This window comes from Duganella sp. Root198D2 (assembly GCF_001428585.1).
In the GTDB taxonomy this organism is placed as follows: domain Bacteria; phylum Pseudomonadota; class Gammaproteobacteria; order Burkholderiales; family Burkholderiaceae_D; genus Rugamonas.
The window spans coordinates 35,020-48,505 of sequence record NZ_LMIC01000018.1 but is presented as its reverse complement, the minus strand read 5'-3'; the positions used below and the strand labels follow the sequence as shown (position 1 = coordinate 48,505).

Genomic DNA, 13,486 nt, shown 5'->3' with positions numbered 1-13,486 from the left:
GCCGCGCGCTGGAATCTCAGTGGATCAATGGGTTTTGGTGACTTTGTTCAGGTGACGCGGACGATCCGGGTCCAGGCCGCGCGCTGCGGACAGCTTGGCCGCCATCACGTAGAAGGCCTGGATCGCGACGATCGGATCAAGATCCGGTGTTGCCGCCACAGGCAAGGTCAGGTCGCGCGTTGCCACGTCTTCCGGCGCCGCCAGCAGCACGCGCGCCCCGCGGCCGCGCATCTCCTCCGCCAGTGCCAGCAAGCCGGCCTGGGTCGGGCCGCGCGTTGCGAAAATCAGCAGCGGATAGCCTTCTTCAATCAGCGCCATCGGGCCGTGCTTGATCTCGGCGCCGGAGAAGGCTTCCGCCTGCAGGGCCGAAGTCTCCTTGAATTTCAGCGAGGCTTCCAGCGCAACCGGGAAGCTGATGCCGCGGCCAACCACCATGATGTTGCGGGCCGGCGCCAGCACTTCAATGGCCGCCGTCCAGTCCACGTTGCAGGCTGCGCGCAGCGCTTCGGGCAGGGCCGCCAGGCCCTGCAGCAGTTCAGGATCGTTCTGCCAATGCGCGACCATGCGCGCGCCGGCGACCAGGGAAGTGATGAAGCTCTTGGTCGCAGCCACGCTTTGCTCTTTGCCGGCACGCAGCGGCATTGCCCATTCGGCGCTATGCGCCAGCGGCGAATCGGCATCGTTGACCAGCGCCACGGTGGTGGCGCCGCCGTCGCGGAAGTAGCGGATCGGCTCCACCACGTCCGGGCTCTGGCCGGACTGGGAGACCGACACCACCAGGGTGTCACGCGTAATCAGCGGCGACTTGTGCAGCGTTACCAGCGACATCGGCAGCGAAGCCACCACCCGTCCCAGGCGCGACATGATCAGGTAAGCGATGTAGTTGCAGGCATGGTCCGAGCTGCCGCGGGCCACGGTCAACGCGGAGTTGAACGGAGTGCTCCTCAGTTTGCGGCCCAGTTCCGCGTAGCGGTCGGTGTCGTTCGCCAACTGCTGTTCCACGCAGTCGGCGGCAGACAGGGCTTCTTTAAGCATCATTGAGGTCACAACGTTCTCCTTCGATATAAACGGCTTTCAGTTTCAAGTCCCGGTCCATTACGACCAGGTCGGCATACGCACCGCGTGCCAGGCGGCCGCGGTCCTGCAGGCCGAGGTAATCGGCTGCATGGGTGGAAACTCGTTTGGAGGCGTCGGCCAGGTCCAGGCCCAGCCCGACCAGGTTGCGCAGGGCCTGGTCGAGCGTCAGCGTGGAACCGGCCAGGGTGCCGTCGGGCAGGCGCACACCGCCCATGCATTTATGCACGATGTGGCGGCCCAGCATGTACTCGCCATCCGGCATGCCGGTGGCAGCGGTGGAATCGGTCACGCAGTACAGGCGCGGGATGGCGCGCAGCGCGCCCTTGATTGCGCCCGGGTGCACGTGCAGCAGATCGGGAATCAGTTCGGCAAATTCGGCATGCGCCAACGCGGCGCCGACCATGCCGGGCTCGCGGTGGTGCAGCCCGCTCATCGCGTTGAACAAATGGGTGAAGCCGGTGGCGCCATGGTCCAGTGCTGCCACGCCTTCTTCATAGGAGCCCAGCGTGTGGCCGATCTGCACGCGCACGCCGTGGCCGGCCAGGTCGCGCACCAGTTCCAGGTGGCCGGAAATCTCCGGCGCCACGGTGATCACGCGCATCGGCGCCAGCTTTTCCAGGCGATGCACTTCTTCGATCGTGGCGGCGCGCGCAAAGTTCGGCTGCGCACCCAGCTTGCCGCTATTGATATACGGACCTTCCAGGTGGGCGCCCAGCACGCGGGCTTCGCCTTTGCCGCGCTGGCGCACCGCCTTGCCAATGGCGGCCAGCGCCACGTCGATATCCTCCGGCGGCGCGGTCATGGTGGTGGCCAGCATCGAGGTGGTGCCGTGGCGCGCGTGGATCGCGGCAATCGCATGCACCGCGTCGCCGCCTTCCATCACATCCTTGCCGGCGCCGCCGTGCACGTGCAGGTCGATGAAGCCGGGCAGGATGTAGTCGTCGCTGTTTGATTTCGGGTCGCTGCCGCTGCCCGCGACGTCCTCGATCCGCTCGCCGAAGGAAATGGTTCCGTTCAGCCAGCCGGACGGTGTCAGGATATTACCTTTGATTGCCTGGTTCATCGACGCGACTCCGCTACAAATTCATAATAGTCACTCCGGCAGTAGGAGTGGGTAAGTTCTACCGCTGCGCCGCTCTCCAGGTAGCTCACGCGCGTGATGTGCAGCATGGCGGTGCCGGGAGCGATATTGGCCAGGCGGGCTTGCTCGGCATTGGCGTTGATGGCGCGGATGTGCTGCAGCGCGCGCATCGGCACATTGCCGCCGGCTTCCAGGTAGCCGTACAGGGAGCCGTGCACCGTGCCCGGGTCGGGCATGTACATGGCTGGAATGGTCGAAGTCTCGATCGCCATCACCACGTCATCGGCCGTGCGCAGGCGCTTCAGGCGTGCCACCGGCATGTTCGGCGACAGGCCGAGCGACAACAGCTCGAGCGGCGCCGCAATGCCGATTTCGCGCTGCAGCCAGCGCGAGCCCGCAGTAAAGCCGCGCTGGCGCAGTTCTTCCGAAAAACTGGTCAGGCGCGACAGCGGCTGTTCCAGCTTGGGCGTGATGTAAGTCCCGGAACCGCGGCGGCGCGTCAGCATGCCGCGCGCGCACAGCATGTCGATCGCCTTGCGCGCAGTCACCCGCGAGATATTGAGTATTTCCGACAGCACGCGCTCGGACGGCAGCGCTTCGTTGGCGCGCCAGTCGCCACTCGCTATGCCATCGGACAGCTTGTTAGCCAACTGCATGTACAGAGGGGTGTCGCTGTCGGCGTCAGGCCGGAAATCGCTCAACTGGGATAGCACGGGCTACTCCTTCAAATGTTGTTGGATCAGGCGCAGGCCACCCGCGGCCGAATCGCCCCTGGGTGGAACAATCCGCTGCAACAGGGCAGGCGGCAGGAAAGCGCGCAGCGGTTCACCGAGCCCGCCGCACAGCGCGATCGGCAAGGTGCCGCTCGGGTCCAGGCCATGCGCGATGAGCGCCACTTGCTGGCCTGCCGCGGACAGGATGCCGTGCGCGGTCGCATCGCTGCCAGCAAACTGCAGGACGACGCGCGCCAGTTGCGCAAAGGCGGTCTGGTTGGCATTGGCCAGCCAGACCTGGATGCGGTCACGGCTGCCGCCGCAAGCATCGGCCACTGCCTGGGAGAAGGCGCTGCCGGGCACGCGGCCATCGGTAACCTGCTGCACATGGTTGATCGCCTTCATGCCGATCCAGGCGCCGCCGGCTTCATCGCCGGATGGGAAGCCCCAGCCGCCCACTTCATGGCGCGAGCCATCGGCATGCAGAATCTCGCCCACGCTGCCGGTGCCCAGCGCGATGATGGCGCCCGGCTGGCCTTCGTGCGCACCAAGCACGGTGGTAAAGGCATCGGTTTCCAGGGCCACGGCGGCATAACCAGGATTGGCGGCCACGAAATTGGCGGCCCATTGTTTGTTGTGCACCCCGGCCAGGCCCAGGCCAATCGCGATGTGCTCGCGCGCCGGTTGCGCCAGGCCGGCCGCTTCGAAGGCGCGCGCAGTGGCTTCCTCAACGGCGGCCCACGCATTCTTAATACCGTGCAGCAGGGCGGATGGACCGGCCTGGCCTTCGCCCAGCAACTGCCCGTTGGCACGCGCCAGGCGTACCCGTGTACCGCTGCCGCCGCCATCGACGCCTATCAGGAATTCGATCATTTTTTCAAGGGTTGAAAAGAACTGTGGCGACTATATGAGGAGCACACCAGCTTGTCAACAGGTATTTAACTGGTATTGTTTAGGTCTGCGGGTAAACGTCGATATGCAAAGACAAGTCGTTGATTTGTATGTGAAATTGCGCTGGCTGGAATGGTATGCACTTTGGTATGGACTGTGGTGCCAAAGTTGCAATAGAGACGAAAAAAAGCCCGGCACGTGGCCGGGCAATAGGGAGAAAAAGCTAATCGCTGCCGGCGCCTCAGGCGTCAGCAGCGATGTCGTCAATCATTCAGCGTGGGCGCCGCGACGGTCGACCGTCACCACACGCTGTTTGTCGGAGATCAGTTGCTGGCCCTGTGCTGCGACCTTGCCTTCCACGTTGACCGTGGCGTTGCCCGGGCCGCGTACATTGACTTCGGCCTGTTTGGCCAGCATGTCGCGCGCATCCAGGCTGCCGGAGCCGGTCACCTGCGCATTCAGGGTGCTGGTCCAGCCGCGCAATTGCACGCCGCCTGGACCGCTCATGGTGACTTTGACGTCCTTGCATTCCGGTTCGGCATGCAGCTCGCCCGAGCCGCGTACGTCGGCATCCAGCGAATCGCTTACCTTGCTCAGGTAGATATTGCCGGGCCCTTTGCTGCGGGCGATGGCCTTGGCCACCTTGAGCTGCTTGGCGTCCAGGTCGCCGGAGCCGCTGACATCGGCGCTCAGGGTTTCGCTGCTGCCGGACAGGTTCATGCCGCCGGGACCGCTCAGGCTGACGCGGGTATTCTGGGTTTGCAGTCCGCGCGCTTCCAGGTCGCCGGAACCATGCACTTCGGCGTCGAACTTCTTGATCTGGCCGTTCAGGCAGGCGCCGCCCGGTCCATTCAGCATGGCGCTGACGTTTTCCACCTGCAGGCTGCAGGCTTCCAGGTCGCCCGAGCCGGAAATCTCGACGCGGATATCGCGGCTGCTGCCACGCAATTCCACCGAGCCGGGACCGCTCAGCACGGCATTCACCTTGTTGGCACGCACATCGCCCGCCTCCAGGTCGCCCGAGCCGGACAAGACCGCGTTCAGGTCGCCGGTAATGGCCGGTGCGCTGACGTCGCCAGGACCGGTCATCACCAGGTTGAAGTTGGCGGTACGCATGCGGTGCAGGTGCATGTCGCCGCTGCCGCTGGCTTTGACGGTCAATTCGGTGGCGCTGCCGGAGGCACTGAAGTCGCCCGGTCCGGTGGAGATCAGTTTCAAGTCGCTGCCCTCCACGCGTTCCAGTTCCACGTCGCCGCTGCCGCTGTTGCTCAGGGCTTTCAGGCCGCTGGTGCTGATTTTTACGATCACAGGCTCGCGCTGCTTGCCAAAGCTGAACACCCAGTGGTTGCGGCGCAGCGGCCGCACGTGCAGGGTATCGCCCTGGACCACGGTTTCAAGCTGCTCAACCTGGCGTTTCGGGCCGCTGACTTCCACCGCCGGCGCGCCCTGGGCGTTGATCAGCACCTTATAAGGGCCGTCAACTTCTATGCGCGAGAACGCCGCCACCGGCCGGTTTTCCCTGGTCGGGGTGTAATCAGCCTTCTTTTCGCTGTCCGGAGGGCTCGCATGCAGGGCCGTGACGCCCAGCGCGATCAGGGAAACAGCGGCGCCGTAGGTGATCAGCTTATTCATTTTGATTGTCACTGTTCAGGATTGGTGATGCTGCAACGATATGCGAATTGGCCTTGCCGCCGCGGCGGAAAAAGACAGACGCGCAAAAACGAGGCGCCAACTGCATTTTTCCGCTACTGAAATGCACACGGTACCGGCCAAAAAGTTGTGATTTCGCCTTGAAATGTCATAATGCTCGTCAGGAGAGACACTTATGATCAAGTACTTAGGGACCAAAAAGACCGACCAGGGTGGAACGGTATACGTGTTCCTGATCAATGGTTTGCAGAAGGAAGTCCGCGAAGGTTCCCTGAAGCAATACCCTGGCTGCTACGAAGCGTTGCCTCCCGCGGCCAAGGCCAAGATCAGTGCCAACCGCGCCTGGATGCAGAAGCTCTGAATGATGCGGCGCTTCCTTACGGCGGCGGGCCTGCTGGCTGCCAGTCTCGCGGCGCAGGCAGCGCCGCCTTCCCACTTCGGCGACGTGCTCGGCAACGGCTTGCTGTGCCGCGACCAGACCTCCAACCGTTACTTTTTCGACTACCTCAGCCAGTACTTCGGGCGCCCCTACAAGCGCGAGGGCGGGGCCTACTGGTTCCGAACCAATGACGCGATCCTGTGGGGCTTTCCCGTGCTGGAGGTGATCATCAGCGACGAGAGCTTCCCCTACAGCTTTGTCGGCGCCGTGACCGATACTACGCCGGAGGAGCTGGAAAAGGCCATCCTTCGCCAGGATGGCCAAGCCTATGCGAAAATCGACACCTCGCGCTATCCGGTGCGGGAGTCCAAGCCAGGCAGCCGCATCGTCTATTTCAACACGCGCTCCAAGATATACTGCGCAAAATTCAAGCAACTGCCGCCCGCGCTGCGCTAAGCGCCGACCATGTACACGCAATACTTCAACCTCAAACAGCAGCCGTTTTCGATTGCCCCCGACCCGCGATACCTGTTCATGAGCGAACGGCACCGCGAAGCATTGGCGCACCTCCTGTATGGCGTGGGCAGCGGCGGCGGCTTCGTGCTGCTGACCGGCGAAATCGGTGCCGGCAAGACCACCGTCTGCCGCTGCTTCATGGAGCAGATTCCGGCCGATTGCCGCCTGGCCTATATCTTCAATCCCAAGCTGACGGTGGAAGAACTGCTGCAGTCGGTATGCGATGAATTCGGCGTGGCGCCGGAGGGGGCCAGCGTCAAATCGTATGTGGATGCGGTCAACAGCTACCTGCTGGAATCCCACGCGGCCGGCCATAATAATGTGCTGGTCATCGACGAGGCGCAGAACCTGTCAGCCGATGTGCTGGAACAGCTGCGCCTCCTGACCAACCTGGAAACCAGCGAGCGCAAGCTGCTGCAGATCATCCTGATCGGCCAGCCGGAACTGCGCCAGATGCTGGCGCGGCCTGAACTCGAACAGCTGGCGCAGCGCGTGATTGCGCGCTACCACCTGGGGCCATTGTCCGAAGCGGAAGTCGGCAGCTACATCCAGCACCGGCTGGCGGTGGCTGGCGCTGGCGCGGTGGAACTGTTCCCGCGCGGGCTGCTGCGCCGCATCCACCAATTGAGCAAAGGCGTACCGCGCAGGATCAACCTGTTGTGCGACCGCGCGCTGCTTGGCACTTACGTTGAAAATCGCGCGCAAGTGAATGCCACCATCCTGCGCCGCGCGGCGCAGGAAGTGTTTGCGGGCGAGAGCGCGCCCATCAAGTCGCGCGCATGGCGCGTGGCTGCCGCCGGCGTATTGACCGGCGCCGCGCTGACGGCCGCCGCCGCGTGGCAGATGATGCCAGCCGTGCGGACGCCAGCCGCCAGCGGGCTTGCCGCCGCGCCGCCCGCGGCTGCCCGTAGCGCGCAAGCGACCGGGCGGATTTCGCAAGCTGCTGCCGCGCCTGCAGCGAGTGCGGCTGCTGCGCCCCAAACCATGGCCAGCGCAGCGCCGCAAGCAGCCGCCGCGCCGGCCATGCCCACAGCCGCGCAAGCCGCTGCGCCGGCCTGGCTGACGATGGATGCCGCCTTGATCCAGCTGGCTGAAAAGTGGGAGGTGGCGTTGCCCGAAGGAGAGGGCTGTGCCGAAGCGGCCAAGCGCAACCTGCGCTGCATGCAAACCAAGGGCGGCCTGGAGGAAATCCGCAAGCTTGACCGTCCCGTCATCATCAAGCTGCGCGACGGCCAGGCGGTGCCGCGCAACGTCCTGCTGACTGCCCTCGACGACAAGAGCGCCACGCTGGTGGGCACACGCGGCAGCGAAAAGGTCCCGCTCGACGCATTGGATGCCCGTTTCGACGGTTCCTTCACCACGTTCTGGCGTGTGCCGCGCTCCTGGCGCGAGGAAGTCAGCGAAGGTGACAAGGGGCCGGACGTCGACTGGCTGGCGCGTCGCCTGGCGCAGGTGAACGGGGTCAAGAAACCGCGAGAAAACCAGCCACTATCCGGTGAAACTTTGCGATACTTGCGCGAGTTCCAGCTTGCCCAAGGCTTGAAGGCCGACGGCGTGGCGGGACCAAGAACTTTCATCCGCCTGTCGCAGCCGGGCAGGGAGACCGAGCCGCACCTGTTGGCCGAGGCGGGTAAATAATATGTCCTACATTCTCGAAGCACTGAAAAAGGCGCAGGCCGAACGCCAGATCGGCAGCACCCCGACCATCCATGCACCCGCGCTGGCCAGCGTATCGGCAGGGCAGGGCGCGCGCAGCAGGCGCGTGCCAGTGATCGCAGCAATGGCACTGATGGCCGCCGCCATCGCCGGCCTCGCCATCATGCTGGTGCGCCAGCAGCCGGCAGCCAACCAGCCGCCAGCCGCCGTCGCAGCTGCCCCCGCGGCAACTGCCGCAGCCATCGTCGCCCCTGCGCAGCCACCAGTTTCAGCGCCCGCCGCCCCTGTCGCTGCCGCGCCCCCACCCATTGACACTGGCATTGCACAACAGGCCGCGACCCCGGCCGTCCAGCAAGCAGCCAGCCAGCGCGTCGCCGACACCCGCGCCGCGCCGCACGCCGCTGCGCCAGCCGCCACCAAGCAAGCTGGAAGCGCGCCGCGCGGGGCAAGCGTAGCTGCTGCGCCGGCTCCCGCAACAGCCCCTGCGCCAGCCCGCGCAACGGCCCCGGCACCGGCCCCGCTAGAAGAACAAGTGCAATCCCTGCGCGAGCTCCCCGAGCCAATCCAGCGCGCCATCCCGCAAATCACCCTTGGTGGCTACATGTATTCGAAGAACCCCGCCGATCGCCTGCTGCTGATCGACAAAGTCCTGCGCCGGGAAGGCGAAGAAGTCGCCCCCGGCCTGATCCTGGATAAACTCCAGCCCAAGCAGGCAGTCTTCAGCTTCCGCGGCTACCGCTACCGGGTGCCGTTATGAGCGGCAAGCAGAACGTCGTTGGCGTTACCGGCCCCTCGGGCAGCGGTAAAACCACCCTGATCGAATACCTGGTCACCGAGCTGGCCGCACGCGGCTGGAAAGTCAACGTCATCAAGCACAGCCACCACGACTTCGAGCTCGAGCCGCCAGGGAAAGACAGCGCCCGCTTCCGCCACGCCGGCGCGGCCGAAGTGATGATCGCCTCGCCATATCGTTTCGCCATCATCCACGAACTGCGCGGGGCCGACGAACCGGGAGCCGACGAACAGTTGGCGCGCCTGCAACCCGCCGACCTGACCCTGGTCGAAGGCTTCCATGCATGGCAAATCGACAAGCTTGAAGTCTATCGCCCCCTCGCCGGCCAGCCGCCGCGTTACCTGGACGATCACACCATTGTCGCCGTCGCTTCCGACCAGCCCGCCCCGGAAGGCCTGCCACCGCGCCTGCAATGGCTCGACCTGAATCGTCCAGACAGCGTGCTGGCCTGGCTGATTAAAAAAATCCCGCGCCAAGCCTAAAGTTTGCCCAAAGCTGTCCGTAAATTAGGATAGGTATATCTGGGAGACATAAATGGATGCAATGAGCATTGCAAGGCTGGCAACGACAATGGCCGATACGAGCAATCGTACCGAGATCGGTTACGCCGTATTGAAAAAAGCACAAGACGTGCAAGCCTCCAGCGCCCAAGCCTTGATCGAAGCGATCCCGCCAGCGCCGGCAGCGGCCAGCCTGCCATCCCACCTCGGCCAGAACATCAATACCACCGCCTGATCGCGCAAGACGCGCAGGCCACAGGAAACCCGCCGCACCGGCACCGGTGCCAGCGGGTTTTTTTATGGTCTAATCCCACACCTGCAAACCTACCGAGGAAACCCTGCATGAAAAACCGTCAAGCCCTGATCGCCGCCGCCCTGGCCACTGCCTGCGCCACCGCTACCACCGTCGCCACCGCAGCCCAGGAAAAGCCAGCGGAACAGGAAAAGTGCTACGGCATCGCCAAGGCCGGCCAGAATGACTGCGCCACCGGCACCCACGGCTGCTCCAACCAGGCCAAGTCCGACAATATGGCAGGCGAATGGAAGCTCGTCGCCAAAGGCACTTGCGAAAAAGCCGGCGGCAAGACCAGCGCACCTGCCAAATAACCCATGGCGCCACATGCCGCGGCCCATGGGGTTGGCATTGGATTGCGGGCGCCGCATTACCGCCAATTCCTTGAGCAGCGGCCGCGCGCCGCCTGGCTCGAAGTCCACACGGAGAACTACCTCGACCAGGCCGGCGGCGACTTCCACGTATTGCAGGAGTTGAGGCGCGACTACGCGCTCAGCCTGCACGGCGTTGGCCTCGGCCTTGGTTCCGCACGCGGCTTCAGCACCGGCCACCTCACACGCATCGCCAGCCTGGCCCAGCGCATACAGCCCGCGCTCATCTCCGAGCACCTGTGCTGGGGCGCCGTCTTCGACCGCCACCTGAACGACCTGCTGCCGCTGGCGCTGAACCACGCCGCGCTCGACTTGCTGGAAGAGCGGGTAGGGCGCATGCAGGACGCGCTTGGCCGCACCATCCTGCTCGAAAACGTCTCCAGCTTCGTGCGCTTCGCCGACGACGCCATGAGCGAAGCCGAATTCCTCGCCGCCCTGGCAGGCCGCACCGGCTGCGGCCTGCTGCTCGACGTGAACAACCTCTACGTCAACCAGTGCAACCACGAAGAAGACGCCATGGCAGCGCTGGCGGCAATCGCCCCCGGCACGGTCGGAGAAATCCACCTCGCCGGCCACCTCGTCACCCCCGATGCCGTAGTCGACCACCACGGCGCAGCCGTCGCCGATCCCGTCTGGCGCCTGTACGAAGCAGCGCTGGCCCGCTTCGGCGCCGTCCCCACGCTGGTCGAATGGGACACCGACATCCCGTCCCTGGAAGTCCTGCTCGGCGAAGCCGCCAAAGCCGCCACCATCGCCACCCGCTTCCCCCCAGCAAATGTCCACCCCGGGGTCAGGAACGAAAGTGGACATTTTCCCCGCGGCAGCGAAGACGCGCTGGCCGCGCAGCAGCAGTCATTTGCCGAGGCCTTGTTCGCCCCCGCCGCCGAGGCAGCCCTTCAGCTCAGGCACGCGGAACGATTCGCCCTATACCGGGGCAACCTGACGTCGACCTGGACCAAGGCCCTGGCCGCCGCCTACCCCGTCATCGCCCAACTGGTCGGCGAGGAATTCTTCACCGGCCTGTCGCGCGAATACGGCCGCGCCCACCCCTCTGACAGCGGCGACCTGAACCGATTCGGCGCCCACCTGGAATCCTTCCTGCGCAGCTTCGAGCACGCCAAAGACCTGCCCTACCTGCCCGACATGGCCCGCCTGGAATGGCAACTGCACCGCATCCACTACGCGCGGCACGAGCTGGCGCTGCAAGCGCAGGACATCAACCCGCACACCGTGGAAGAGCAAAGTTTCCCCTGGCAGCCCACAGCCCGGCTCTTCGAGTCGGCATGGGCCGTCGTGCCCCTCTGGCTCGCTCACCAGGGCATGGAATTCCCGCAAAAGATGGATGAGCCAAGCCGCGCACTGCTCAGCCGCCCCGCCTGGACAGCCCAGGTCACGCCGCAGCAAGCAGCGCAATTCGCGGCGCTGCAGGAACTAAAAGAAGGGAAAACATTCGGCGCCGCACTAGACGCCGCTTTTGCGCTGGATGAAAACTTCGATCTGGCCGCCAGCCTGCAGCAATGGCTGCAGCAGCAAATCCTAGTCAAACGCCCGCATTAACTTGTCCTCGCCGGACAAGTCCTGGTGCAGCAGGTTAGCGCGGTGGGTCGTTTCGATCATGCGCAAGAGCTGCGCATCCTCGCACCGTTCCAGCTCTTCATTCGCAGCGAGCAAAGCCTGGGCGAGCTTGGCGCGTGCTGACTGGTACAGCACGCTGGTGTAGTGATCGGTGTTTTTCAGCAGCTCCTCGGCATTCTCGATGACCTGCCGCAGGTCGCCGATCAATTGTTCCTGGGACTGCACATGCTTCTCGTCGGGACCATTCATGGAGCTACCCCTCCGCGCGGATCAATCAGGCCGCACTGCCCTCGGCATGAACCTCGATCTGCACGTCGCCCAGGCGAACCTTCTGGCCCGCCCGGATCTTCGCCGTCTTTCGCAACTCCTGTTTGCCGTCGACCTTGACATCGCCGCTAGCCACAATCTGCTTGCCGGCGCCGCCGCTGTCGCACAGGCCAACCACCTTCAGGAGCTGGTTCAGCTCGATGTACTCGCCTGTCAATTCGAAATCTACTTTCTGCATTTTAATCCTCTTTCTGTTGGGTTGGCGCGGAGGTGTTGTATTCCCACCTGGCATTAACCCTTGCCGCCTGGCTTGGTCATCTCCAGTGGAACAATCCACGCATTGAACTGGCTTTCGTTCACAAAACCCAGGGCTAATGCCGCTTCTTTCAAGGTGGTGCCCTCATGCTGCGCCTGCTTCGCAATTTGTGCGGCGCGATCATAACCGATATGCGGGGCCAGCGCGGTCACCAGCATCAGGGAGCGCGCCATCAGCTCTTCAATGCGGCCCAGGTTCGGTTCGATGCCGTGGGCGCAATGCTCATCGAAGCTGCGCATGCCGTCGGCCAGCAGGCGGGCGCTTTGCAGGAAGTTGTGCGCAATCAGCGGCTTGAAGACATTCAGCTCGAAGTTGCCGGACGAGCCGCCGACTGTAATTGCCACGTCGTTGCCGAACACCTGGCAGCACAGCATGGTCAACGCTTCGCTCTGGGTCGGGTTGACCTTGCCCGGCATGATCGAGCTGCCCGGTTCATTTTCCGGGATGCTGATTTCGCCCAGGCCTGAGCGCGGACCGGAGGCCATCCAGCGCACGTCGTTGGCCAGCTTCATCAAGGCGGTAGCCAGGGTTTTCAGTGCGCCATGGGCGGATACCAGGGCCTCATGCCCGGCCAGCGCGGCGAACTTGTTATCGGCGGTGCGGAAGGGGAGCTTCAGGCGGCTTGCCAGTTCGGCGGCAATGCGGGTTGCATATTCAGGATGCGAATTCAGGCCGGTGCCGACCGCAGTCCCGCCGGCGGCCAGTTCCAGCACGGCGGACAGGGTGGCTTCGATCGCTTTTTCGGCATAGTCCAGTTGCGCGACGTAGCCGGAAAACTCCTGGCCCAGGGTCAGCGGCGTTGCATCCTGCAGGTGGGTGCGGCCGATCTTGACGATGCCCTCGAACGCCTGCGCCTTCGCCTGCAGCGTGGTGCGCAGCTGGCGCAGGGCCGGCAGTACGTTGTTCGCCACAGCCTGCGCGGCCGCCACGTGCATGGCAGTGGGGAAGATGTCGTTCGATGATTGGCCCTTGTTGACGTCATCGTTCGGGTGCAGCTTGCGCCCTTCGCCGCGCTCGCCGCCCAGCAGCTCGGAAGCACGATTGGCCAGCACCTCATTCATATTCATGTTCGACTGGGTGCCGGAACCGGTCTGCCAGACCGCCAGCGGGAACTCACCCGCATGTTTGCCCTCCAGGACTTCATCGGCTGCCTGCATGATGGCATTGGCTTTGCTGCCATCGAGCACGCCAAGATCGACGTTCACCTTGGCTGCGGCGCGCTTCACGCTGGCGAGAGCGGCGATCAGTTCGACCGGCATGCGCTCGCTGGAAATGCGGAAATGCTCGAGCGAGCGCTGGGTCTGGGCGCCCCACAACTGGCTGGCTGGAACTTCAATCGGACCAAAGCTGTCGCGCTCGGTTCTGCTGTTCATGTAAAGCTCCCTCGTTTGAAAGTGATGTCTGAATTC

The 13,486-nt window shown here is 64.2% G+C and carries 16 protein-coding genes; 8 read left to right on the top strand and 8 right to left on the bottom strand.

Features of this window, described 5'->3' with window-relative positions:
* Positions 1–24 precede the first annotated feature (24 nt).
* From ASE26_RS16800 to ASE26_RS16780, 5 genes are all read right to left on the bottom strand, one after another.
* Positions 25–1,038 carry an SIS domain-containing protein gene (locus ASE26_RS16800; protein WP_057246592.1) on the bottom strand — a complete coding sequence of 338 codons (1,014 nt, stop codon included), beginning with the start codon at positions 1,036–1,038 and terminating at the stop codon, positions 25–27.
* Complete coding sequence (gene nagA / locus ASE26_RS16795) at positions 1,028–2,140, bottom strand: N-acetylglucosamine-6-phosphate deacetylase (RefSeq protein ID WP_055936913.1); 1,113 nt, start codon at positions 2,138–2,140, stop codon at positions 1,028–1,030. Before nagA ends, ASE26_RS16800 begins: the two co-directional genes overlap by 11 nt.
* On the bottom strand, positions 2,137–2,814 hold the full coding sequence (locus ASE26_RS16790; protein WP_055937541.1) for a GntR family transcriptional regulator: 678 nt from the start codon (positions 2,812–2,814) through the stop codon (positions 2,137–2,139). The genes nagA and ASE26_RS16790 overlap by 4 nt, the downstream gene beginning before the upstream one ends.
* A gap of 60 nt (positions 2,815–2,874) precedes the next feature.
* Positions 2,875–3,744 (bottom strand): BadF/BadG/BcrA/BcrD ATPase family protein, encoded by an 870-nt coding sequence (locus ASE26_RS16785; RefSeq protein ID WP_055936915.1) that lies wholly within the window; start codon positions 3,742–3,744, stop codon positions 2,875–2,877.
* 285 nt (positions 3,745–4,029) lie between these two features.
* Positions 4,030–5,394, bottom strand: coding sequence for a GIN domain-containing protein (locus tag ASE26_RS16780; RefSeq protein ID WP_055936918.1), 1,365 nt, complete (start codon positions 5,392–5,394; stop codon positions 4,030–4,032).
* Between the two features lie 193 nt (positions 5,395–5,587).
* Between ASE26_RS16780 and ASE26_RS16775 the strand changes: the two genes are divergently transcribed.
* The 8 genes from ASE26_RS16775 (at position 5,588) to ASE26_RS16740 (ending at position 11,476) form a co-directional block, all read left to right on the top strand.
* The gene (locus ASE26_RS16775) at positions 5,588–5,773 is read left to right on the top strand and encodes a hypothetical protein (protein WP_055936922.1); all 186 of its coding nucleotides are present in this window, start codon (positions 5,588–5,590) and stop codon (positions 5,771–5,773) included.
* Complete coding sequence (locus tag ASE26_RS16770; RefSeq protein WP_055936924.1) at positions 5,774–6,247, top strand: hypothetical protein; 474 nt, start codon at positions 5,774–5,776, stop codon at positions 6,245–6,247.
* 9 nt (positions 6,248–6,256) lie between these two features.
* On the top strand, positions 6,257–7,945 hold the full coding sequence (locus ASE26_RS16765) for an ExeA family protein (RefSeq protein ID WP_055936927.1): 1,689 nt from the start codon (positions 6,257–6,259) through the stop codon (positions 7,943–7,945).
* A 1-nt stretch (position 7,946) separates the two neighbouring features.
* Positions 7,947–8,720 carry a general secretion pathway protein GspB gene (locus ASE26_RS16760; RefSeq protein WP_055936930.1) on the top strand — a complete coding sequence of 258 codons (774 nt, stop codon included), beginning with the start codon at positions 7,947–7,949 and terminating at the stop codon, positions 8,718–8,720.
* The gene (gene mobB / locus ASE26_RS16755) at positions 8,717–9,238 is read left to right on the top strand and encodes a molybdopterin-guanine dinucleotide biosynthesis protein B (RefSeq protein ID WP_055936933.1); all 522 of its coding nucleotides are present in this window, start codon (positions 8,717–8,719) and stop codon (positions 9,236–9,238) included. Before ASE26_RS16760 ends, mobB begins: the two co-directional genes overlap by 4 nt.
* A gap of 52 nt (positions 9,239–9,290) precedes the next feature.
* A complete protein-coding gene (locus ASE26_RS16750; protein ID WP_055936936.1) occupies positions 9,291–9,491 on the top strand; it encodes a YjfB family protein in 201 nt (66 codons plus the stop codon).
* 107 nt (positions 9,492–9,598) lie between these two features.
* The gene (locus tag ASE26_RS16745) at positions 9,599–9,862 is read left to right on the top strand and encodes a DUF2282 domain-containing protein (protein WP_057246591.1); all 264 of its coding nucleotides are present in this window, start codon (positions 9,599–9,601) and stop codon (positions 9,860–9,862) included.
* Between the two features lie 3 nt (positions 9,863–9,865).
* Positions 9,866–11,476, top strand: coding sequence for a DUF692 family multinuclear iron-containing protein (locus ASE26_RS16740; RefSeq protein WP_057246590.1), 1,611 nt, complete (start codon positions 9,866–9,868; stop codon positions 11,474–11,476).
* Here ASE26_RS16740 and ASE26_RS16735 read toward each other — a convergent pair.
* Genes ASE26_RS16735 through fumC form a run of 3 tightly spaced genes read right to left on the bottom strand, consistent with a single transcriptional unit; the run spans position 11,456 to position 13,450 of the window.
* Positions 11,456–11,743 (bottom strand): DUF883 family protein, encoded by a 288-nt coding sequence (locus ASE26_RS16735; RefSeq protein ID WP_055936944.1) that lies wholly within the window; start codon positions 11,741–11,743, stop codon positions 11,456–11,458. The genes ASE26_RS16740 and ASE26_RS16735 overlap by 21 nt on opposite strands.
* Before the next feature lie 25 nt (positions 11,744–11,768).
* Positions 11,769–11,999 carry an RNA-binding S4 domain-containing protein gene (locus tag ASE26_RS16730; RefSeq protein WP_055936947.1) on the bottom strand — a complete coding sequence of 77 codons (231 nt, stop codon included), beginning with the start codon at positions 11,997–11,999 and terminating at the stop codon, positions 11,769–11,771.
* Between the two features lie 53 nt (positions 12,000–12,052).
* Positions 12,053–13,450 carry a class II fumarate hydratase gene (gene fumC, locus ASE26_RS16725; protein ID WP_055936950.1) on the bottom strand — a complete coding sequence of 466 codons (1,398 nt, stop codon included), beginning with the start codon at positions 13,448–13,450 and terminating at the stop codon, positions 12,053–12,055.
* Positions 13,451–13,486 lie beyond the last annotated feature (36 nt).

Coding starts and splice junctions, on each gene's coding strand:
- ASE26_RS16765 (WP_055936927.1), top strand. CDS start 6,257: ATGTACACGCAATACTTCAACCTCAAACAGCAGCCGTTTTCGATTGCC.
- ASE26_RS16800 (WP_057246592.1), bottom strand. CDS start 1,038: ATGATGCTTAAAGAAGCCCTGTCTGCCGCCGACTGCGTGGAACAGCAG.
- ASE26_RS16775 (WP_055936922.1), top strand. CDS start 5,588: ATGATCAAGTACTTAGGGACCAAAAAGACCGACCAGGGTGGAACGGTA.
- fumC (WP_055936950.1), bottom strand. CDS start 13,450: ATGAACAGCAGAACCGAGCGCGACAGCTTTGGTCCGATTGAAGTTCCA.
- ASE26_RS16735 (WP_055936944.1), bottom strand. CDS start 11,743: ATGAATGGTCCCGACGAGAAGCATGTGCAGTCCCAGGAACAATTGATC.
- ASE26_RS16750 (WP_055936936.1), top strand. CDS start 9,291: ATGGATGCAATGAGCATTGCAAGGCTGGCAACGACAATGGCCGATACG.
- ASE26_RS16745 (WP_057246591.1), top strand. CDS start 9,599: ATGAAAAACCGTCAAGCCCTGATCGCCGCCGCCCTGGCCACTGCCTGC.
- ASE26_RS16760 (WP_055936930.1), top strand. CDS start 7,947: ATGTCCTACATTCTCGAAGCACTGAAAAAGGCGCAGGCCGAACGCCAG.
- ASE26_RS16740 (WP_057246590.1), top strand. CDS start 9,866: ATGGCGCCACATGCCGCGGCCCATGGGGTTGGCATTGGATTGCGGGCG.
- nagA (WP_055936913.1), bottom strand. CDS start 2,140: ATGAACCAGGCAATCAAAGGTAATATCCTGACACCGTCCGGCTGGCTG.
- ASE26_RS16790 (WP_055937541.1), bottom strand. CDS start 2,814: ATGCAGTTGGCTAACAAGCTGTCCGATGGCATAGCGAGTGGCGACTGG.
- ASE26_RS16785 (WP_055936915.1), bottom strand. CDS start 3,744: ATGATCGAATTCCTGATAGGCGTCGATGGCGGCGGCAGCGGTACACGG.
- ASE26_RS16770 (WP_055936924.1), top strand. CDS start 5,774: ATGATGCGGCGCTTCCTTACGGCGGCGGGCCTGCTGGCTGCCAGTCTC.
- mobB (WP_055936933.1), top strand. CDS start 8,717: ATGAGCGGCAAGCAGAACGTCGTTGGCGTTACCGGCCCCTCGGGCAGC.
- ASE26_RS16780 (WP_055936918.1), bottom strand. CDS start 5,394: ATGAATAAGCTGATCACCTACGGCGCCGCTGTTTCCCTGATCGCGCTG.
- ASE26_RS16730 (WP_055936947.1), bottom strand. CDS start 11,999: ATGCAGAAAGTAGATTTCGAATTGACAGGCGAGTACATCGAGCTGAAC.